Annotated in this window: 18 protein-coding genes and 1 riboswitch; of the genes, 9 read left to right on the top strand and 9 right to left on the bottom strand. The window is 54.7% G+C overall.

The genetic code is table 11. The features are described 5' to 3' along the window. Positions 1-81: 81 nt before the first annotated feature. Complete coding sequence (locus AUQ41_RS00090; RefSeq protein ID WP_083952889.1) at positions 82-1,569, bottom strand: sensor domain-containing diguanylate cyclase; 1,488 nt, start codon at positions 1,567-1,569, stop codon at positions 82-84. Between the two features lie 382 nt (positions 1,570-1,951). Here AUQ41_RS00090 and AUQ41_RS00085 point away from each other — a divergent pair, with 382 nt between their 5' ends. From AUQ41_RS00085 to AUQ41_RS00070, 4 genes are all read left to right on the top strand, one after another. Then, entirely contained in the window at positions 1,952-3,511 is a 1,560-nt protein-coding gene (locus AUQ41_RS00085; RefSeq protein ID WP_232308270.1) for a TrkH family potassium uptake protein, read from the top strand. Positions 3,512-3,665: 154 nt separating this feature from the next. After that, on the top strand, positions 3,666-4,262 hold the full coding sequence (locus AUQ41_RS00080; protein ID WP_063086804.1) for a TetR/AcrR family transcriptional regulator: 597 nt from the start codon (positions 3,666-3,668) through the stop codon (positions 4,260-4,262). A 3-nt stretch (positions 4,263-4,265) separates the two neighbouring features. Then, positions 4,266-4,553 carry a YciI family protein gene (locus tag AUQ41_RS00075; RefSeq protein ID WP_063085664.1) on the top strand — a complete coding sequence of 96 codons (288 nt, stop codon included), beginning with the start codon at positions 4,266-4,268 and terminating at the stop codon, positions 4,551-4,553. A 3-nt stretch (positions 4,554-4,556) separates the two neighbouring features. Then, entirely contained in the window at positions 4,557-5,165 is a 609-nt protein-coding gene (locus tag AUQ41_RS00070) for a DNA-3-methyladenine glycosylase I (RefSeq protein WP_063085661.1), read from the top strand. A gap of 369 nt (positions 5,166-5,534) precedes the next feature. Here the strand turns inward: AUQ41_RS00070 and AUQ41_RS00065 are convergent, their stop codons facing one another. The 3 genes from AUQ41_RS00065 to AUQ41_RS00055 form a co-directional block, all read right to left on the bottom strand. Further along, the gene (locus AUQ41_RS00065; protein ID WP_232308269.1) at positions 5,535-7,001 is read right to left on the bottom strand and encodes a PAS domain-containing sensor histidine kinase; all 1,467 of its coding nucleotides are present in this window, start codon (positions 6,999-7,001) and stop codon (positions 5,535-5,537) included. Between the two features lie 95 nt (positions 7,002-7,096). Then, complete coding sequence (locus AUQ41_RS00060) at positions 7,097-8,524, bottom strand: NAD(P)/FAD-dependent oxidoreductase (protein ID WP_063085656.1); 1,428 nt, start codon at positions 8,522-8,524, stop codon at positions 7,097-7,099. Next, positions 8,517-9,311, bottom strand: a complete 795-nt coding sequence (locus AUQ41_RS00055; protein WP_063085653.1) for a TVP38/TMEM64 family protein — start codon at positions 9,309-9,311, stop codon at positions 8,517-8,519. The genes AUQ41_RS00060 and AUQ41_RS00055 overlap by 8 nt, the downstream gene beginning before the upstream one ends. A 226-nt stretch (positions 9,312-9,537) precedes the next feature. Then, positions 9,538-9,612: riboswitch (SAM riboswitch) on the top strand. An 82-nt stretch (positions 9,613-9,694) separates the two neighbouring features. On the opposite strand from AUQ41_RS00055, the gene metZ reads away from it, so the two are divergent. The 3 genes from metZ to folE all read left to right on the top strand — a co-directional run bounded on the left by metZ (position 9,695) and on the right by folE (position 12,169). Further along, positions 9,695-10,897 carry an O-succinylhomoserine sulfhydrylase gene (metZ, locus tag AUQ41_RS00050; RefSeq protein WP_063085650.1) on the top strand — a complete coding sequence of 401 codons (1,203 nt, stop codon included), beginning with the start codon at positions 9,695-9,697 and terminating at the stop codon, positions 10,895-10,897. Between the two features lie 200 nt (positions 10,898-11,097). Beyond that, entirely contained in the window at positions 11,098-11,490 is a 393-nt protein-coding gene (apaG, locus tag AUQ41_RS00045) for a Co2+/Mg2+ efflux protein ApaG (protein WP_063085647.1), read from the top strand. 88 nt (positions 11,491-11,578) lie between these two features. Beyond that, on the top strand, positions 11,579-12,169 hold the full coding sequence (folE, locus tag AUQ41_RS00040; RefSeq protein WP_008889129.1) for a GTP cyclohydrolase I FolE: 591 nt from the start codon (positions 11,579-11,581) through the stop codon (positions 12,167-12,169). Positions 12,170-12,255: 86 nt separating this feature from the next. Here the strand turns inward: folE and AUQ41_RS00035 are convergent, their stop codons facing one another. From AUQ41_RS00035 to AUQ41_RS00025, 3 genes are read right to left on the bottom strand one after another with little or no spacing between them, the layout of a single operon-like run. Further along, positions 12,256-12,705, bottom strand: a complete 450-nt coding sequence (locus AUQ41_RS00035) for a cytochrome c (RefSeq protein ID WP_158586094.1) — start codon at positions 12,703-12,705, stop codon at positions 12,256-12,258. Between the two features lie 60 nt (positions 12,706-12,765). Next, on the bottom strand, positions 12,766-13,638 hold the full coding sequence (locus AUQ41_RS00030; protein ID WP_063085640.1) for a fructosamine kinase family protein: 873 nt from the start codon (positions 13,636-13,638) through the stop codon (positions 12,766-12,768). Between the two features lie 23 nt (positions 13,639-13,661). Next, a complete protein-coding gene (locus AUQ41_RS00025; RefSeq protein ID WP_063085639.1) occupies positions 13,662-14,138 on the bottom strand; it encodes a low molecular weight protein-tyrosine-phosphatase in 477 nt (158 codons plus the stop codon). A gap of 224 nt (positions 14,139-14,362) precedes the next feature. On the opposite strand from AUQ41_RS00025, the gene AUQ41_RS00020 reads away from it, so the two are divergent. After that, the gene (locus AUQ41_RS00020) at positions 14,363-15,322 is read left to right on the top strand and encodes a helix-turn-helix transcriptional regulator (protein WP_063085637.1); all 960 of its coding nucleotides are present in this window, start codon (positions 14,363-14,365) and stop codon (positions 15,320-15,322) included. A gap of 148 nt (positions 15,323-15,470) precedes the next feature. Then, positions 15,471-16,736: a hypothetical protein gene (locus AUQ41_RS00015; protein ID WP_063086803.1), complete on the top strand. Its 1,266-nt coding sequence runs from the start codon at positions 15,471-15,473 to the stop codon at positions 16,734-16,736. A gap of 77 nt (positions 16,737-16,813) precedes the next feature. Here AUQ41_RS00015 and AUQ41_RS00010 read toward each other — a convergent pair whose 3' ends face one another. Then, positions 16,814-18,253 carry an MATE family efflux transporter gene (locus AUQ41_RS00010; RefSeq protein ID WP_063085635.1) on the bottom strand — a complete coding sequence of 480 codons (1,440 nt, stop codon included), beginning with the start codon at positions 18,251-18,253 and terminating at the stop codon, positions 16,814-16,816. A 98-nt stretch (positions 18,254-18,351) separates the two neighbouring features. Beyond that, on the bottom strand, positions 18,352-19,104 hold the full coding sequence (locus AUQ41_RS00005) for a glycerophosphodiester phosphodiesterase family protein (RefSeq protein WP_063085633.1): 753 nt from the start codon (positions 19,102-19,104) through the stop codon (positions 18,352-18,354). Positions 19,105-19,559: the final 455 nt, after the last annotated feature.

Here is a 19,559-nt window from a genome sequence, read left to right as displayed (position 1 = left end):
CGCACCAGAGCAAATAAACAAAAACACCCCCGGCAGATTGTTCTGCCGGGGGTGTTTTGTATCTGGTCGCGGCCTGAGGGATCAGGACAGGGAGATGTGATCGCGGCCGGATGCCTTGGCGGTATAAAGCGCGTTATCAACACGGGCCATCAAGGTATCAAGATCCTCGCCATCGCGGTATTCGGTGATGCCGGCACTGATGGTAACCGGAATATGATCACGCCCGAAACGGACCGGGGCATTGCGGACAGAGTCGGCAAGTTCGCGGGCCTTTGTCATGGCTTCCTTGCGATCTTTTCCGGGGAACAGAATGACGAATTCATCCCCGCCCCAGCGACAGATCACGTCGGAGTCCTGCACATTCTGGCGGACCATGGTCAGAACTTCGCGAAGTGCCGCGTCCCCGCCCGGATGGCCATAGCCATCGTTGATTGCCTTGAAGCCATCAACATCAAAACACATCACCGACAGTACCGATTTTTGCCGTTTTGCGTTCTGAACCGCCTGATCAAATATCATGTCAAAGACCTGACGGTTAAACGTGCCGGTCAGTTTGTCGCGCGATGCCAGTTCTTCGAGGCGCTTCTGATAATTGCGCACGGTCAGGAAGGCGATCAGCCCGACCACAATCGTGATCAGCAACGAAATCGCGATATTGATGAACAGCGTGTTTTGAAGACGTGCATCAGATGAATAGTCACTTTGTTCAACAATCAGAAGCCAGCCAAATTCAGGCACCAGACGGCTGTTGACGAAATAGGTGTGACCTCCATGTTCGTAACTGATCGACGCGCCGGGCGAGGTCAGGATTTTGGTGGCCTGGGTGCGCATGCCCGGCCGTTCCTGCAGGCTGTGGGCATCGCCAAAGCCGCTACCACGCAGGGTGACATGGCCTTCGGTGTCGATGAAATAGATCGTCCGGCCATAGCGTGCCTGATAGGTTTCGATCAGATTGGTGACCGAACTGACGGCCAGGCCAACACCGGTGATGCCGATGACATTGCCGTCATAATCACGCACCTGATAATTGACAAAGATCGACAGGCGCGACCGATCAACCGTGTCGTGGTCGATATTGATCTCGTAAGGTTGCTTCGCGTTGCGTGCCCGGAAATACCAGCCATCGGCCGGGTCATCTTCGCTCACCTGTTTGATCACGCCGGTCGGGTGATAATAGTTCCGGGTTTCTTCAGAGATGAAATAGGCCGTGATCGTATCGTAGCGCGACTGGATTTCGGCGAGGTACTTGGTGATCCGTTCTGGATCAGTTTCGCCGGAAAGGGCCCAGTCGCGAAAGAACGTATCATGGGCCATCAACGAAGAAATAAAGATCGGCTGCAACAGATCGCGCTGAATCTCGGAATAGATATTGTCGCTGGTCAGCGGAAGCGTGCTTTCGGAAATCTGTTCTTCAAGAGAATCCCGGGCGACATAGAAGCTTACAAAACTCGTGGTCAGAAACCCGACCGCCAGCAGAACGCACAGAATGATCGCGAAGTATAATTTCTTTCCCCACACGGGAAGCTCCCCAAGGATAGTCACAAGGCAGGCACCGATGATTGAACTCATCGTTTTTGATCCGGCTAATTTAGGGGAAAGCGCGCCATGTTGCACGACACAATATCAAATACAGGCAGGTTTGCGTTCTTTGAGCGATGAGGAAAGAGCCAAAAGAAACCGGCGATTATATTGGAGTGATTCTGATCAACAGGTGAACTATCAGAAATCAATAAGAATTATAGACATCCTTATGTGGTGATGGTCGCGCAGTGTGGCGATATTGAAAGTCGGATCAAAGGTGACGGTCGTTCATTAATCAGGGTGCGGGCGCGAACAAATCGTGTTGATGATCGCGAAATTCCGACGGCAAGGCAGCTTGCAACAGCTTAAAAGGACTGGACATTGTGGCCCCATATGCCAAGAATTTCGCTGCTTGTGATGAAGGGGGTACATGCAGACCGAATTTTCGGGTATGCAGTGGCTTCCGAAAACAGAACATCAGACGCACCATATGCCGTTTGTCCGGGGGGATTTCGCGGTGTATGTGCCAAGAGGCGCTTCATTGATCGATTTCCGTCCCATTCTTTTCATCGTCGGCATTTTGCTCTGTACGTTGTCGATTGGCATGTTCATCCCGGCGTTGGTCGACCTTTACTACGGGCAGCGTGACTGGATCGTGTTCTCGGCGGCGTCCTTTGTGTCGCTGTTTGTCGGCGGGGCATTGATCATGATGAACCGCATGGACAATCTTAAGATCAATTCACGCCAGGCCTTTATCCTGACCACGCTGAGCTGGCTGGTTTTGACGGCGGCATCGGCGTTGCCATTTGCCTTTTCCGATCTTGATATGTCCTATACCGACGCGTTTTTCGAAGCGATGTCAGGTATTTCCACCACCGGATCGACCGTGATTGTCGGCCTTGATACCGCGCCGCAGGGGATCTTGCTGTGGCGAGCACTTTTGCAGTGGCTTGGCGGGATCGGGATTATCGTGATGGCGATTGCCGTCATGCCGATGCTGCGCGTTGGCGGGATGCAGTTGTTCCGCATGGAAAACTCCGACAAATCGGACAAGGCGTTCCCGCGCGCAACCCAGATCGCGATGGGTATCGCGATGCTGTATCTGAGCTTCACCGGGCTTTGGGCGATTATGTTGTGGTCGGCGGGGATGACGCCATTTGATGCGATTGCGCATGCCATGACGACGATTGCCACCGGCGGCTTTTCGACCAAGGATGCGTCGATCGGGCATTATGACAGTGCGGCGATTGATGTGATCATCACCCTTGGCATGGCGACGGGGGCGTTGCCGTTTATTTTGTATCTGCAGATGCTGCGCGGGCAGGGTCGGGCCTTGTTCCGCGACAGTCAGGTGCGCTGGTTTATCACAATTGCGGTTTCCATCGTTGTCGGCCTCGCCCTTTGGCATTCGGAAACCAACAATGTCGATTTCCTGTATGCGCTGCGCTTTACGTCCTTCAACATTGTGTCGGTGATGACCGGTACGGGCTATGCCACCACCGATTACGGGCTTTGGGGCCCGTTTGCGGTGACGGTGTTCTTCTTTGTCATGTTCATTGGTGGCTGTGCGGGATCGACAACCTGTGGGGTGAAGATCTTCCGCCTTCAGGTTCTGTATGAAATCGCCAAGATCCAGCTTTCGCACATGCTGCGTCCGCATGGCGTTTTCATTGCCTATTACAACCGCAAACCGCTTTCGGAAGATGTTACGGAATCGGTGCTGAGCTTCTTCTTCCTGTTTGTGTTCTGCTTTGTGGTTCTGGCCGCAGCACTTGGCGCGATGGGGCTTGATTTTATCACCGCAGTCTCGAGTGCCGGCACAGCGATTGCCAATGTCGGACCGGGACTGGGCCCGATTGTCGGCCCGTCGGGCAACTTTGCGACGCTGCCGGACGGGGCGAAGTGGCTGATGTCGATTGGCATGCTGATTGGCCGTCTTGAAGTCTTTACCGTATTGGTTCTGCTGTTCCCGGCCTTCTGGCGCGACTGATCAAAACCCAGGATATTTATCACCGAATTTTCCGGCACCCGCAGGCGATGCTTGCGGGTGTTTTTTGTCTTATTGACAGAATAGGACAATTGACCTAATTTCGAGATTGGGACATTTGTCCTAATTCTTGGTCAATCGGGCGGCATATCTGAAAATGGCAGCAGAAACACGAGAACGGATTGTCGAGGCAGCGGACCTGCTGTTTTACCAGCACGGGTTCGAGGCAACATCGTTTGCCGATATCGCAGCCACCGTCGGCATATCGCGCGGCAACTTTTATCATCACTTCAAGACCAAGGATGACATCCTTGATGGGGTGATCAATCGCCGCCTTGCCAATACCGAGCAGATGCTTGATCGCTGGGAAATTGCCGGATCAGACCCGGCGGAGCGTATTCGAAGCTTCATTCATATCTTGATCGCCAATGGCGAGAAAATCCGAAGATACGGCTGCCCGGTGGGTACGTTGTCGTCAGAACTGGCGAAGCTGAACCACACGGCAAAAAGCGATGCGGCGGCACTGTTTACCCTGTTTCGCAGTTGGTTGTGCCGACAGTTCGAACGGTTGGGTTTTGGCGACAAATCCGATGAACTGGCCATGCATATCCTTGGCCGAAGTCAGGGGGTGGCGACCCTTGCCAATGCGTTTGACGATGACCGGTTCCTGCATCACGAGGTCGAGCTGATGTGCGCCTGGTTGGATGACCAGATTGCGGGGCTTGCTAACAAAAATAACCCAGACAGGGAGTAGACGATGTTTGCGATCTTTTTGAAATTTGCCGAAAACCGCCCAAAGGCCCCGGAATTCATGGACGCGCACAAAGCCTGGATCAAGCAGGGCTTTGATGATGGTGTGTTTCTGATGGTCGGCAGCCTGCAACCCAATATGGGCGGTGCGGTTCTGGCCCACGGTGTGTCGCGCGACGAGATTGAAACCCGTGTGAATGAAGATCCGTTCGTTGTCGAAGGGATCGTTAGCGCCGAGATTCTGGAAATCTCGCCCGCGCGTGCCGATCAACGTCTTGATTTCCTGATGGCCTGAGCGATGAGCAAAACAACAATCGGAACGGATGGAAAATGCCGGTGTACCTGGTGTGATGCGGCGCCGGAATTTAACGCCTATCACGACACGGAATGGGGTTTTCCGGTGACCGATGACATCCGCCTGTTTGAGAAAATCTGTCTTGAGGGATTCCAGTCAGGATTAAGCTGGCGCACGATCCTGACCAAGCGCGAGAATTTCCGCAAAGCCTTTGCCGGTTTCAATTTTCACAAGGTCGCGCAGTTTGATGATGCGGATGTTGAGCGACTGCTTGGTGATGCCGGGATCATCCGCCATCGCGGCAAGATCGAGGCATCGATCAACAATGCCAAACGGGCTTGCGAGATGGTGGCCGAGGAAGGATCACTTGCCGCCTATTTCTGGCGGTTTGAACCGAAACCGGATAAGGTTGACCCACCACAGTCGATGTCAACGTCGCCGACGTCCGTTGCCCTTTCCAAGGATCTCAAGAAACGCGGTTGGAAGTTTGTCGGGCCGACCACGGTGTTTGCGTTCATGCAGGCGATGGGCCTGATCAATGATCACGCGCAAGGCTGCTTTTTGCGCCAACAGATTGACGACATGCGTGCGTCATTGATCCGCCCACGCTGATGTGATGTCAAAAAAACACCCCTTGTCCGTATCGGGACAAGGGGTTTTGAGGGCGGGGACCATTTCAGATCCCCTGATGATAATCCGGCAAGGATTATGGGGCTTCGACATGCGGTCTCACTTGAGGTGCCAACGTCAAGGGAGGGTGCAACAGGGGTAGGAAGGCTTCAAAAGAATACGGTGCACACTCAAGCGAGTTTGGCGATACCGAACTTTGGGTCAGGAGCGGATCGGGGATCGGGATCAAGCCCGGCATCGCCATAACCCAAGGTCGCAAATACTGATCAAAAGATAAAATCGAATATAAAATAAAAATAGATAGGAAAAATCTATCGATGGGATGCGCTGCAGCACAGGAATACAGCGAAATCAGTTACCAAGTGGCAATTTGACTGTGAAAACAGCACCATCCGGCCCTGTTGCAGTGAGGCGAAGTTCACCGTTATGGGTGCTGATCAGTTCGCGTGCGATGGCAAGGCCAAGTCCGGTACCGCCTTGGCGCCCGCTGCCGGCAAACGGGACGAACAGGTTCTTGATCGCCTTTTCGGGCAAACCCGGCCCGTTGTCGGCAATGAAAACTTCAATAGAGCGGCGGGCCTTGGCCGATTCGTCACCCTTTTCAGGTTCGGTTTGAATTTTATGACTGATGGTGACGGTGGTCGCCCCGGCCTCCAGCGGGTTGCGCATCAGGTTGCTGAAGGCGCGAAACAGCATGTCATAGTCCGCTTCAAGCATGACATCATCAGGCAGGTCGATCTCAATCCGCGCCGGGCAGGGTTCATTGGCCGCAGGTGCGTCGCCCATGCCGCCATCAAGCAACGGTTCGCATTTTTGCAGCAGGATCTGATCGCGGATTTCCTCGATCAGTTCAATCAGGGTGAAGGTTGCCAGATCGCGCGGTGGTGGCGTCTCGCGGGCAAAGGACAGGGTTTGTTCGCTGATATAAACCGCACGTTCCATCGATGACAACAGGCGCGGCACCACGGCACGGACTTCGTCATCTTCACTTTTGGCAAGCTGTTCTGTCATCAGCATCGAGGTCGCCAATGCATTGCGCAGATCATGGCTGATTTTGGTGGCGGCCGTACCAAGGGCAGCAAGACGGCGACGCTGATTGAGCATCGCCTGGATGTCTTGCTGCATCATGGCGAGTTCCTGGCGGGCAACACCGATTTCATCATCACGTTCGCCGGGATTGATCAGCGATGCCTTGTCCTGTGGGTCTTCGCGAAAACGGATCATGTCGCTGGTCAGGGTTCGCATCGGGCGCACCAGCAACCGATTAAGCGCGAAATAGACAAGCCCGGCTGTAAAGAATGAAATCATCAGAGACAGGCCAAACACCCGCCAGCCGAAATTGCGCATCGCCTCGGTCAGGCGGTCTTCATGCACAAGGACCTCGATCTCGAAATCCGGCGCCATGGAGGGCATGCCAACCACGCGCAATACCCGGTTTTCGGTCTGGCTGAGTGTTGCCAGCCCCTCCATCAAGGCCATCGGGATCGAGAAATCGCTCAGATTGACGTCCTTGTCGACCTTGGCGGGCATATCATCGCGTTGCAGCAGTAATTTGCGATCTTCACGGCGCAGGATGACCGCTTCGATCCCGGCATTGGACAGAAGTTCGCGTTCAAGATCATCAGGGATCATCTGATCGGGGGTGGCTTCAAGGGCAAGGGCCGCAAGGTAGCCTGAATCAAGATGCGCCTTTAACCAGTCGATCCGAAAGCGGGCGACAGAGGGGGCAAAGACAAACACCTCGGCAAGCATCACAAAGCTTACCGTCAGCACCAGCAGGCGCGCGGAAAGCGATTTGGCCCATGGGGGCAATTTCAAATGCCGGTTATTCATTAACTGATGTTAGGCCGATAAAACGAAAAAAGTACAGCAATACAGATGCTTGTTTTCATGCGCGATGGCAAGCAAGCCGCTTATGCGAACCTCAGCAGGAAACGCACAAGCCTGCGGGTTTTTTCGCCAAACAGGCTGGGTGTGTACCAGGCCCCGGCGACACGTTTGGAAAGTTCGCCCAAGGTCGGGTAAGGCGCGATCATGCCCGCAATCGCGCCAATCTTCATCTTATTGCTGATCGCCAGCGACCAGACGCCGATCAGTTCACCGGCCTGCCGTCCGACGATGGCAGCCCCCAGAATCCGGCCGTTTGGTTTGGTGATGACCTTGATGAAGCCGTCGGTCTCGGCCTCTGCCCGGGCGCGGTCATTTTCGGCGTAATCCCAGGTCACAACGCGGATGTCATCGCCATATTGTTCGCGGGCGGCCTTTTCGGTCAGGCCGACCTGTGCCAGTTCCGGATTGGTGTAGGTCACCCATGGCACGGCACTGTGATCGACCTTGGCCGGAAGACGGAACAGCGCATTGCGAATGACGATGCCGGCATCATATCCCGCCATATGGGTAAATTGCAGGCCGCCGGTGATATCGCCAATAGCAAAGACCTTTTTGTTTGACGTCCGCAATCGCGCATCGACGGAAATGCCGCGGTCGGTATATTCAATACCGGCATCCTTCAGGCCGAGGTTCTCGACATTGGGTTTGCGTCCGGTTGCCAGCAACAGGTGGCTGCCTTCCAAGGTAATCTCGATACCCTGATGTTCGATCACGACCCTGATCTGGTCATTCACATCAAGGATTTCCTTGGTTTTCGCCCCTTCATAGAGGCTTATGCCATCGGCCTTGATGCGGTCACGGACAACGGCCACCAGATCCGGATCGTCCTTGGGCAGGATGGTGCCCTTTTCAATCACGGTGACCTTCGCACCCAACTGATGATGGGCCTGCGCCATTTCAAGCCCGATGGGGCCACCGCCGATGATGATCAGATGTTCCGGGCGAACGCGATTTTCGAAAATGGTTTCATTGGTGAAATAGCAAACGGTTTCAAGGCCCGGGATCGGCGGTACGGCCGCACGTGAGCCGGTGGCGATGACAAAGCGTTTGGCCTTGATTGTGGTGTCACCGGCAACGACTTCACCCGGACCGGTAAAACGGGCTTCGGCCTGAATGACCGTGCAGCCGAGTTCTTCGAACCGTTCGACCGAATCATGGGGCGCGATGCCTGCGATCACGGAATGAACATGGTCGATAGCCCGGCCAAAGTCGATCTCCACCGGCCCGGTCGATACGCCAAACCGTGAAGCCCTGCGTGCATTTTCCGCGGCATGGCCAGCCGCCAGCAGCGCCTTGGACGGAACGCAGCCGGTATTAAGGCAATCACCGCCCATCTTGCCCTTTTCGATCAGGACAACCTTTGCGCCCATCTGGACGGCCCCGGCCGCAACCGAAAGGCCCCCCGATCCAGCCCCGATGACACAAATGTCGGTCGTGATGATCTTATTCATCGGCGTTCGCCCCGATTTTACGTTTGCGCAATTTCTTATAGGCCACCGGCAAAAGCGCCAGCACGGCGAGCCCGATGATCGGGGTCAGAATGCGGGGTTCAAAGATGATGCCAAGATCAGGTGTCTTGCCCTGATCAAACAGCGCCCCCAGACCATCCCCGATGGAGGCATAGACAAAGGTGCCCGGAATGATGCCGATCATGGTGCCAAAAACAAAGGATCGCAGTTTGACACCAAGAAGTGCCGGCACAAGATTGACCAGCCAGAACGGGAATATCGGAATCAGGCGCAAAACCATCAGGTAGCTGAACGCGTTTTCAGCAAAGCCTTCCTCCATCCTGCGGACGGCGTTTCCGGCCTTGGCGCGCATCAGATCATAAAACGCATAGCGGGCCGCAAGGTAAACGATCGTCGCTCCGATGGTGGCGGAGACCACAATATAACTGGTGGCAAGAAATGCCCCGAACAGAAAGCCACCCGTGATGGTCAGGATCGACCCGATTGGCAGGGAAAGTGCGACCGAAACGACGTAAAGTCCCATAAAGACCAGAACGCTGGAAACCGGGTTATCTGCGACAAAACCCTGCAACAGGTCGCGGTTTTCACGCAGGGACTCAAATGACAGCAAATCGAGAATGCCGCTGGCCCATGCAATGACAAGTCCGACAACCAGAACAATCACCGGCAAAAGCTTGCGCCATAGGGGCTTTGACGTGCCTTTGATTTCGCTGCGGGTATCTGGTTTCTGGTCGGACAAGTGTGACGCCATTGAACTGGTTTTGGTCATTGATTTCAGGCTCTTGCAAGTCGTTCGTTTGGTTCGAAATGCAAATCCCTGAAGACAGGATCGCATTATTTGACCCAACATTAGAGAGAAATTTCAAAACTTGCTTATGAACTGCCTTCACCATTGCGTGAGGGCAAATTGTACAAAGCCTGGCCGGATGGCGCAGGAACATGCGCAATAAACCTGAGGGAGTGGCGCTTGACGTAGGGGAAAACTGGACGTATCGTCTGCGCATCGTGGGATTTGTCGACCGGCTTGCGGCCACGTAAAAAATCGCTAAAGAGGGGTGCTATGGCTTCGGCCCTGACCCATTCATGCCGGTCAGGGTTTTTTTGTGTCCGGATTACGGTATGCGTACATTCCGGGCATGTAGGAGCAAGACGATGACGACCGACAAAAAGGCTTCCGATAACTGGCGCGCAGCGACCCGATCCGTGCGCGGTGGTACAGCGCGCAGCGGATTCTGCGAGACCTCCGAAGCCATCTTTATGAATTCCGGCTATGTGTATGAAACTGCCGCCGAGGCCGAGGCCTCCTTTGATGGCAGCGGTCCGGAACGTTTTGTGTATTCGCGTTTCGCCAACCCGACCGTTGGCATGTTCGAAGAACGCCTTGCCCTGATCGAGGGCGCGCAATATTGCCGCGCGACGGCATCGGGTATGTCGGCTGTCTGGAATGCATTGGCGGCCAGCACCAACGCCGGTGGCCGTGTGGTTGGATCGCGGGCGCTGTTCGGGTCGTGCGAATTTATCCTGACCACGCTTTTGCCGCGGTTTGGTGTTGAGACCGAACTGGTGGACGGCACGGACAAGGATGCCTGGGAAAAGGCGCTTTCGAAACCGGCCGATGCGGTTTTTCTTGAAACACCGTCGAACCCGACCCTTGAGGTTCTTGATATCGCCTTCATTTCCGAACTGGCGCACAAGGCCGGTGCCAAGGTGATTGTCGATAACGTCTTTGCCACACCGATCCTGCAAAAGCCGATGGAACTGGGGGCGGATATTGTCGTCTATTCCGCGACCAAGCATATCGATGGTCAAGGGCGCTGCCTTGGCGGGGCGATCCTGTTTAATGACAAGGAATGGCATGACGAACATCTGACCACCTTCCTGCGTCATACCGGGCCAAGCATGAGCCCGTTCAATGCCTGGGTTCTTCTTAAGGGGCTTGAGACACTTAGCCTGCGTGTGGATCAGCATATTCGCAATGCAACTGCATTGGCTGAGTTTCTTACGGAACAGCCGCAAGTGTCACGCGTTCTATATCCGGGGCTGAAAAGTCACCCGCAGCATGAACTGGCAATGAAGCAAATGTCTGGCCGTGGTGGTGGATTGATCGCAATCGAGCTTGCCGGTGGTAAGAAAGCAGCCTTCTCGTTGCTTGATAATCTCAAGCTGATTGATATTTCCAACAACCTTGGCGATGCAAAAAGCCTTGCAACCCATCCCTCGACCACCACGCATCAGCGTGTGCCGGCCGAGGACAAGGTTGCAATGGGCATTACCGAGGGCATGCTGCGTCTATCTGTCGGTCTGGAAGATATTGATGACCTCAAGGAAGACCTGTTGGCGGCCCTTGCCGTTTAAAAGCATGGACCAACAGTAATCCTGACATCGATCCGGCCCGTACATTGTGCGGGCCTTTTCGTTTCCGATCCGGGGGATAATGCCAGTTTGTTTTGACTGCTGACTGGTACTTTCGGGAAGGATTGTCTACATAAAGGGTCCATCCATCGCATTCTTGGCTGATGCAAATTGACTGGAACACACTTGGCCCGGAGATATGCATGTATTCGACCGTAACCCACGACATCAAGGTATCGGTAAAGCCGATGTTCCTTGAGGACGAATCAGACCCGGACACCCATCGTTATATTTGGGCTTATCGCATCGAAATCGAGAATCTCGGCTCGAAAACTGTTCAGTTGCTTAACCGTCACTGGCGGATTACGGATTCGCGTGGCGAAACCCAGGAAGTCAAAGGCCCGGGTGTTGTCGGCGAACAGCCTGTTTTGGCATGTGGCGAAAGTTTCAACTACACAAGTGGCGCGCCACTGACCACGCCAAGCGGCTTCATGGTGGGCACTTTCGAAATGACGGATATGGACGGCAATCATTTTGATATTGCGATTCCATCCTTTTCGCTGGACAGTCCGCATGGGCAACACACTGTGAACTGATCGCGTCAAAAAACAGTATCAGGTAGCGCGGGCCGAGAGCCCCACCAAGGCAGGTTCAATCCTGTAATAAAATGACAAAGGATTTGGTATGTGCAGCGAACATAACCCGGTGAAGCGTCCGACACGCGAAGAAGCAGAAGAAGCGGTTCGGACACTTCTACGTTGGGCCGGGGATGATCCCGACCGCGAAGGTTTGCGCGGAACCCCTGACCGTGTGGCACGGTCTTATGGTGAATTCTTTGCTGGCTATCAGCAGGACCCGGCCGAGATTCTGCGTCGGACATTCGAAGAAACCGACGGCTATGACGAAATGGTCGTTCTGCGCGACATTCGCGTCGAATCCTATTGCGAACATCACATGGTGCCGATCATTGGTGTGGCACATGTCGCCTATCTGCCGCGCCGCCGTGTTGTTGGCATTTCCAAACTGGCCCGCGTGGTCGAGGTCTATGCCAAACGCCTGCAGATTCAGGAAAAGATGACCGCACAGGTTGCCAACACCATTCAGGAAGAGCTTGATCCGCTTGGTGTGGCGGTGGTGATTGATGCCAATCACCAATGCATGAGCACCCGTGGCGTGCACAAGACCGGCGTTTCAATGGTGACCAGCCGGATGCTTGGCGCATTTCGCGATGACCCGATCACGCGCCGCGAATTCTTTGCCATGATCGGTCGCTAAGACGCAGTCAGTTGATCCAAAAAGAAAGGTCGCAGCACCAAAATGCTGCGACCTTTTTTGCGTCGGGACCGCAAAATTTGTCCGATCTATTCCTTGAAATCGCTATGGCAGGATTTGCAGGTTTGCATCATTTCACCAAGTGATGCCTTGAAATCGTCTTCTGATCCGCCGGAAACTGCGACCGATTTAAGATCGCTGGCCTTGGCGTGCAGTTCGTTTGCCAGATTGGTGAATTTTGACCAGTCTTCCCAGATGTCTGACAGTGCTTCAGACGGTTTGCCATTACTGCCTTCCGGGAAAAGGGCGGTAAAGGTCTCGCCTGAGTGACCTTCGATAATCGTCGCGGCTTTCGCGACCTGATCCGGGTCATAGGGCAATGCACCCTTCATCATCGGGACCATGATTTTGACCTGTTGGCCAATGGCCTTCATGCCTTCCATGCGTTCCTTGACAACACCGGTCGCGCCTTCATGGGCGATGGCGGCGATGCTGACCGTCATGGTCAAGGCGATGGCGGCTCCTGCTAGTACTTTCAACTCTCTCTTCCCCATTCTAGGTGTGCCTAACTGATGGTATTTTGTGTTTGTTCACGTGCTTTAGTGCCCAAATCGGGCAAGGATATGGTCAACCGAACCGACATAATGGCCGCCAAACAGGCGAACATGGACCAGTAACGGATAAAGATTATACAAATCACGGCGTTCTTCAAAGAACCCCGGCTCTATCGGCAATATTTCATTATACCGCGCGAAAAATTCCGGTTTTAGATCCCCAAACAACGTCCCAAAGGCCAGTTCGATTTCCCGATCGCCGTAATAGATCGCCGGATCAATCAAGCCTGCAAGCTTGTCAGACTGACACAGGATATTGCCACCCCACAAGTCACCATGCAGCAGCACCGCTGTGCTCCGGTCTGGCAAAAGATTATCAAGCCTTTCGACCAATCGATCAACGCGTGCGGCCATACTACCTGGCAGCTTGCCTTCGCGATGTGCGTGTTGCGCCATATGACGCAAACGGTGTTCGGCGAAGAACGTGATCCAGCTTTCCTCGGGTGTATTTGGTTGCGCCAAGCCGCCAATTAAAGTGTCAAAGCCAAGTCCGAACGTTTCGGACGTTACCTGATGCAGGCTTGCCAGCTGTTCGGCAAGGTCGCGCTGCACAGGTCCCGTCATTCGGTTGTCATTGGCGATAAATGTCATCACCAGACAATTTGCGTCGGCATGGATGACCTCGGGACAAGGGATCGGGGAGTGCGTTTTGAAATAACGCAGCATTTCCGCCTCGATCAAAAGACCTGCATCATTTTCCGCGTCATTTGTCGTGCTGTGCTTGATCACCAGTTGCCGCCCATCATCCAGATCGGCGCGCATTACATCGGCAACGCACCCACCCGAAAGTGGTGCGACGGATCGCACCGACGCCCCGGCGTGGCGTTTGATCAAATCTGCAAGCGCGCGTTTATCCATAATCCTTTCCGGGGGCTAAGGGCCTAGATTTCGTGTTTTTCGCGGATGTGCGACAGCAGGTTGCTTGAGGCTTCCTCTATCATGTCAAACACATCGACAAACCCGTTGGCACCGCCGTAATAGGGATCGGGGACACTTTGTCCGGCCATCGACGGATGATAATCCAGAAACAGCTCAATACGGTGCTGATGGGTGTTGGGTGCCTGGCGGCGCATATCGCGCAAATGCCCGTCATCCATGGCCAGAACATAGTCAAATTCGTGATAGTCGGCAGGCCTGATCTTGCGGGATCGAATGTCGCTAAGATCAATGCCGCGACTTTTGGCCATTTCGCGCGATCGCGGGTCGGGCAATTCACCAACATGATAGGCCGACAACCCGCAGCTATCGACGCTGATATGGTCATCCAGTCCGGCGTCACGAACCATCTTGCGAAAAACGCCATCGGCCGTGGGCGAACGACATATATTGCCGGTGCAGACGAAAAGAACCTTGATCACACTATCAATCCGTATTGTCTGGGAAGGGGCAGGAGATGTTTAAAAGTGCCATGCCCGCACCCGGTCGGCAATGGCTTGTCGTTGCGCCAAGTGACCTTCATCTGAGCGGGTTTTTTAAAAATCGTGATCAATGTAACAGCTTCGTGACATTTTGAATGTGACACTGACAGGTCAGTCATTAGTTTGTATGATCGCGCCAATTACCTTTAATTTGGCGCGTTTTGATGCAGGAATTTGTTTCTTTTGGTTTGCATGTTGCCCTGATCCGGCAACTGGCATGGTTGCCGCGGGGCTATGACCTTGTCCCGGGCGGGACGGTTGTAACTTCTGCCAAGCTGCGCAGCATCATGCTGGCACTCGAAGAAATCAATGGACCGGCGGTGCTGGTGCGTCTTGGGCGGTATCTGGCGGCAAAGGAACAGGAACCGATCCTGACCATGTTGCGTCACTCGGCAACACCGTCGGTGATTGCAGATCGCTGGCGCCGACTTGAAGGCTATTCCCATGCGCGTGCGCGCAGCGATTTTTCCGTAACCGGAAAATCCATCACCATCCATCGCGGGGTCGTGCGCGGTCAGCCCCCGGCACGGGTGGAAAACCTGCTTTTGCTGGGATTTTTGATCGGCTTGCTTGAGGCGGCCGGAGCCGAGAATATTGACGCCACCATTTTGCCCAGTCACGGTCCGGCAGTGAGTGTGACGCGTAAAGGCCGCATTAGCGACAAACTGGCATTTTCCGGTCGTGGCCTTCGTTTTCGGATTAACTGGGGCAGTTTCGAACAGGTTTCGTCATCCTATCCATTCATGGCCAATATGCCCGGAACCGCGCCGTCGATCGGGGCGCAGCGCCCGATCGTGCAACAACTTTGTACGGTGTTGGAACATGACATCGGGCGCAGTTGGACCATTGATGAAGTGGCTGCTGCGCTTGATACATCCGGGCGCACCTTGCAGCGCCGCTTGCAACAGGCCAACAGCCGGTTTTCCGACCTTCTGCGCCTGGTGCGTGTGCGCGAAGCCTGCCGGCTTTTGTATGGCACTACCCTCTCGGTTGGTGAAATCGGGTTCTGGTGCGGCTTTACAGATAACGCGCATTTCTCACGCGATTTCAGACGTTTGATAGCGATGCCGCCCTCGGTCTACCGCGAGGCCAGCATCGGCCATGCCGGTTTGACCCGGGCGTAATGCCTAACCCGTCTGGTGCTGGCCGCGGCCATTCAAGGTGTGCTGGCTGATTGTCGGGTGATTGACCTGCCCGGTTTCCTTGGGTATCAGCAGCGCCATGAATGATTTCATTTAAATCATCGTGCCCCTTCGCATCCATGAGGCTGCCATGACTGACCCCATCCGTCCTGCAAACGAATATTCCGGTTTTCTGCCGCCGCGTTTTGACAATCGACCGGATGCCGATGATGTCTTGGTCAAAACCTGGACCGTTGGGGACGCACTGACCGATCATAGCGTGCCGGAAATGCCAGCACCGTTGTCGCTGTTTTTTGATCTGGTTGCCCCGGCAGCGGGCCGGTCAAATGCGACCGGTTTTGCCATGTTGTGGCTGGATCGTCATCCCCATGAAGAACCCGGCTGGCGTCTGTCCATCGGGCATGTCGGATCCGAGGATGATCTGGAATTGGCAGTGGCCAAACCGTTGGCGCGCCTTGTTGATGCCCTGCCAATGGCCAGTTTTGAATGCGAAAGCTGGCACATGACCCGCCCGCTTTGGCGCAAACGTGCAGAGCCGGTAAAGCTTGTTTTCTGGGGTGATTTTGCCAAGCATGCCCGCGCCATTCTTGGCCACAGTGACGCGGCATCTTTCTATCAGCCACTTGGTGCGGGACTTCGGTCTGACAATGTCACAAGCATGCTGCCCTTGCTTGAAGATATGCTCGGTGATGCTTTCTTGCAAAACGGCATGGGGTTTGAAGATGCCCTGCGCCTTGGTATCGCATTGGGGCGCGCACACCTGATCGAAAGCTGGATCGAAGCCGGCGGTGCGGAAAAGGAGCCCTATTTCCGTCCGATGAAAATCTGGCATCAGGCGTGGCTTGCCAATGCCTTGATTGATCCGGCGGTGGCAAGTCTTGCCATGTCGGGCAAACCGCCGATGCCTGCCCTTGATTTCGGGAATGACAGCACACCGGCATCGCGCCGGGCAGCCCTTGATGATGTGTCATCCTGGCTGACGACCGTTTTCTTTAGTGATGAATATCCGGCCCTTCGCAATGCCTTTGTGGCAGGCGTGCAAAATGCTGTCTGGCTTGATCATGACCTGCAACAATATGTCCAGCCGCAACAACGCTCCGAGATATTGCAAGGTCTGATGCCCTATTGCCGCTGGTTCCTGGCGATGGCGCTTTATAACCATCTGGGCAATCTGGCGGCGGGAACAGCGCGCGAGGATCAGGTCGCATTTTACGCGATCATGGTTGATGCCTTGCCGGAACTGGCACCGCTTGGCGCGTTTGCCACCCAGCGCGATATCGAACAGCACATCATCCGGATTGATGCCGCGCGCGCTGCATCGGCGTTCGACACACTGGTCCTGCCGTTCTGTGATCTTTTGATGACGAAGCGCCAATTTGATGCTGCGCGTTCCTGATCACGTGCATGGTATGGGTAAAAAAAAGCGCCGCCGGGCGAAACCGGCGGCGCTTTTTGTGTGTTGGCTGTCGATGCCTAGATCTGTTCGGGATGTTCCGGAATGTCGCGCGATGACACGATCAGGAACCGGATCGCCAGACCGCTGACTGCGACAAGGCTTGCAATCGCAATCCCCCAAAACAGGCCGCGGACCCCCATCTCAAGAACGAATGACAGGTAATAGCCAACCGGGATCATGACAAAGATATAGGACACCAGATGCAAAATCGTTGGTGCCCATTTATCGCCAGCGCCACGTAGGGCACTGATCGCGGCATTCTGCCCGCCATCAGTCGGGAAAATGATCGGCATCAAAATCAATACAGAAACCGTGGTGGCAAGCACCGCGACGTCTTGGGTAAACAGATGCGCAACCGCATCAGGGAACAGATAAAGCGGAATGCTCAGGACCAGCATCACGCACATCGTGGTCAAAAGACCAATCCAACCTGCAAGCGCCATGTCCGGTCGGTCCCGCCTGCCATAGGCAATGCCGACCCGAACCGATGTTGCCGACGCCAGACCAAGTGCTACCATAAACATCAATGCCAAAAGCGTCATGCTGATGCCGTAACTTGCCGCGGCAATCACGCCAAGACGACCGGCGAAAAGCTGCATGGCGGCAAAGGCACCGGTTTCCATCCCCTGACTGGCACCCGCAGCATAGCCCAGGTGGCGGGCATCGCGCGATCCGCGCCACCAACCGGCAAAGCCGTTGCGAATGCCATAAAGATGATGGCTTTTCATCAGCAGGATATAACCCAGCAGACCAAGTGCCATGAACCAGCGGATGACGCTTGATGTCCATGCCGCACCTTCGGCACCCAGTTCCGGCAAGCCGAACGCCCCGTAAACCAGCCCGTAATCAAGAACGAGGTTGACCAGGTTGGCCGCGATCATCAACACCATGCCCGGCAGCGGACGCTGCAATCCTTCAAGGAAAAAGGCACAGGTAATGTAAATCAGTGCGGCGGGCATTCCGATTGCCAGAATCATGGCCAGATCGCCGGCATGGTCGGTGATTTCGACCGGCTGACCGGTGATTTTAAACAGCCAGTCCGATTGCATGGTCAGAACGGTAAAGACAATGCCGATCAGGACAGCGTAAGGCATGGCATTGCGCCACACAGCCCCGGCCGCCATCAGGTTGTCGCGACCCTTGGCATGCGATGTCATGACCATCACCCCGGTCAGAAGTCCGATGCCGGTCACCATCAAGGATGTAAAGGGCGCATGTGCAATATTAAGGTAGGCCAGTGCCGCACTGTCATAGTTGCCAACCACAATGGTATCGACAACCGCCATGATCAGCATGCCAAGACGGGCAATCGTCACCGGCAGTGCCAGTCTGAACAATTCGCTCAGATGACGCTTTACCCGGTTATTGGGATAAAGCGGGGTTGGCGAAAGTGTCGGATCAAGTGCCGGATCAAGTGGCGGCGGAGCCGGAGCACCATCTTGTGGGGCTATGGACATTGGACTGTTTCCTGTTTTTATCTGGCGATCGGGCTCTGGGGCGTGGTGGCGATCAGAGCCGTGATGCCGTTTTGCCCTGGTTTGATTTGATCCAGGGTCTATCTGTGGGCGGCGAACGGTCGGCGGGGAATCGCCATCAGCAATTTGGCCGGATCATCGGTAATCACCGATGTTACCCCCCAGGAGAACAGCTCCTTGGCGCGTTCGACATCATTGATGGTATAGCAAACCAGCGGGACACCAGCATCGACAATCTCGGCAGCACTCACCGGTGTCAGTGCCTTGTGGTCAATATGAATGGCCGATGCGCCAAGGCGCGCATACTCTGCCTTCCAGTTTTTTGGCAGGGTTTCCAGCAACCAGCCGCATGGCAGGTCTGGCATATGCTTGCGCATATGGGCAACCGCGGTGTCATCAAAACTTGAAATCAGAATTGGCGGTACGGTCTTTGATGTGTGAAGTTCCTTGATGACTTCCTCGCACAGGCGCACCGGATCGCAGCCTGATGGCTTGATTTCAAGGTTGGCCCCCATATCCATGAAATACAGGGTTTCGAGCGTATCTTTCAGGCTGGGGATTCGTTCGCCTTTATATATGTCTGAAAACCATCCCCCGGCATCAAGATTGCGCAGGGTGTCAAAATCGCTGTGATGGATGGGGCCGGTACCGTTGGTGGTCCGTTCAAGCGTGTCGTCATGGATAAGCACGCATTTGTCATCCGCGCTTAGCGTGACATCACACTCAATCCATTTGGCGCCGCGTGCGCCGGCAACCCGGAATGCGGCAATGGTGTTTTCCGGGGCTTCAATCGAAGCGCCGCGATGGGCGACAATGTGCGGGATCTCGATCACGGATGTTGGCCTTATGATATGGGTGGGCAGCAACACGGAAAACGGCTGATGGATGGATCCATCGGTTGTGTTGGCGTTGCAAGATCATCAATGGGATTCTCTTACGCGACTTGGATTGTGTGAAAAAGCGAAAATCTTGTTGCGATTTGAACGTTTCCCTTTTCGTTTTTGCTGCGAAGTCATTGGACTCCATATTGTAATCACTAAGCCAGAGTCCGTTTTCCCCATGGGTTTCCGTGTTATGCGCCGATGTGGGTCGAGCTATGCGCATATCCGGTTTCTACGTGAAACCCCCGAAAGCCAAGGGTTTGTGCGGACCGTTTCGGGGGTGAAAAAAACAATCGCCGAAAAACTCCAAAAATCTCGAAAAAAGGTGTTTACAGGTTCGGATTGGGGCCCTATAACCCGCCTCCACCGACGGGGTGCGGCGCCAACGAGACGGCGACGCGGACTTT

Origin of the sequence: Thalassospira sp. MCCC 1A02898 (assembly GCF_001618185.1) — a bacterium.
Classification (GTDB): domain Bacteria; phylum Pseudomonadota; class Alphaproteobacteria; order Rhodospirillales; family Thalassospiraceae; genus Thalassospira; species Thalassospira tepidiphila.
The sequence above is the reverse complement of the archived record's forward strand: the minus strand, read 5'-3'. Positions and strand labels throughout refer to the sequence as shown.

Coding starts and splice junctions, on each gene's coding strand:
- AUQ41_RS00090 (WP_083952889.1), bottom strand. CDS start 1,569: ATGAGTTCAATCATCGGTGCCTGCCTTGTGACTATCCTTGGGGAGCTT.
- AUQ41_RS00085 (WP_232308270.1), top strand. CDS start 1,952: ATGCAGACCGAATTTTCGGGTATGCAGTGGCTTCCGAAAACAGAACAT.
- AUQ41_RS00080 (WP_063086804.1), top strand. CDS start 3,666: ATGGCAGCAGAAACACGAGAACGGATTGTCGAGGCAGCGGACCTGCTG.
- AUQ41_RS00075 (WP_063085664.1), top strand. CDS start 4,266: ATGTTTGCGATCTTTTTGAAATTTGCCGAAAACCGCCCAAAGGCCCCG.
- AUQ41_RS00070 (WP_063085661.1), top strand. CDS start 4,557: ATGAGCAAAACAACAATCGGAACGGATGGAAAATGCCGGTGTACCTGG.
- AUQ41_RS00060 (WP_063085656.1), bottom strand. CDS start 8,524: ATGAATAAGATCATCACGACCGACATTTGTGTCATCGGGGCTGGATCG.
- AUQ41_RS00055 (WP_063085653.1), bottom strand. CDS start 9,311: ATGACCAAAACCAGTTCAATGGCGTCACACTTGTCCGACCAGAAACCA.
- metZ (WP_063085650.1), top strand. CDS start 9,695: ATGACGACCGACAAAAAGGCTTCCGATAACTGGCGCGCAGCGACCCGA.
- apaG (WP_063085647.1), top strand. CDS start 11,098: ATGTATTCGACCGTAACCCACGACATCAAGGTATCGGTAAAGCCGATG.
- folE (WP_008889129.1), top strand. CDS start 11,579: ATGTGCAGCGAACATAACCCGGTGAAGCGTCCGACACGCGAAGAAGCA.
- AUQ41_RS00030 (WP_063085640.1), bottom strand. CDS start 13,638: ATGGATAAACGCGCGCTTGCAGATTTGATCAAACGCCACGCCGGGGCG.
- AUQ41_RS00020 (WP_063085637.1), top strand. CDS start 14,363: ATGCAGGAATTTGTTTCTTTTGGTTTGCATGTTGCCCTGATCCGGCAA.
- AUQ41_RS00015 (WP_063086803.1), top strand. CDS start 15,471: ATGACTGACCCCATCCGTCCTGCAAACGAATATTCCGGTTTTCTGCCG.
- AUQ41_RS00010 (WP_063085635.1), bottom strand. CDS start 18,253: ATGTCCATAGCCCCACAAGATGGTGCTCCGGCTCCGCCGCCACTTGAT.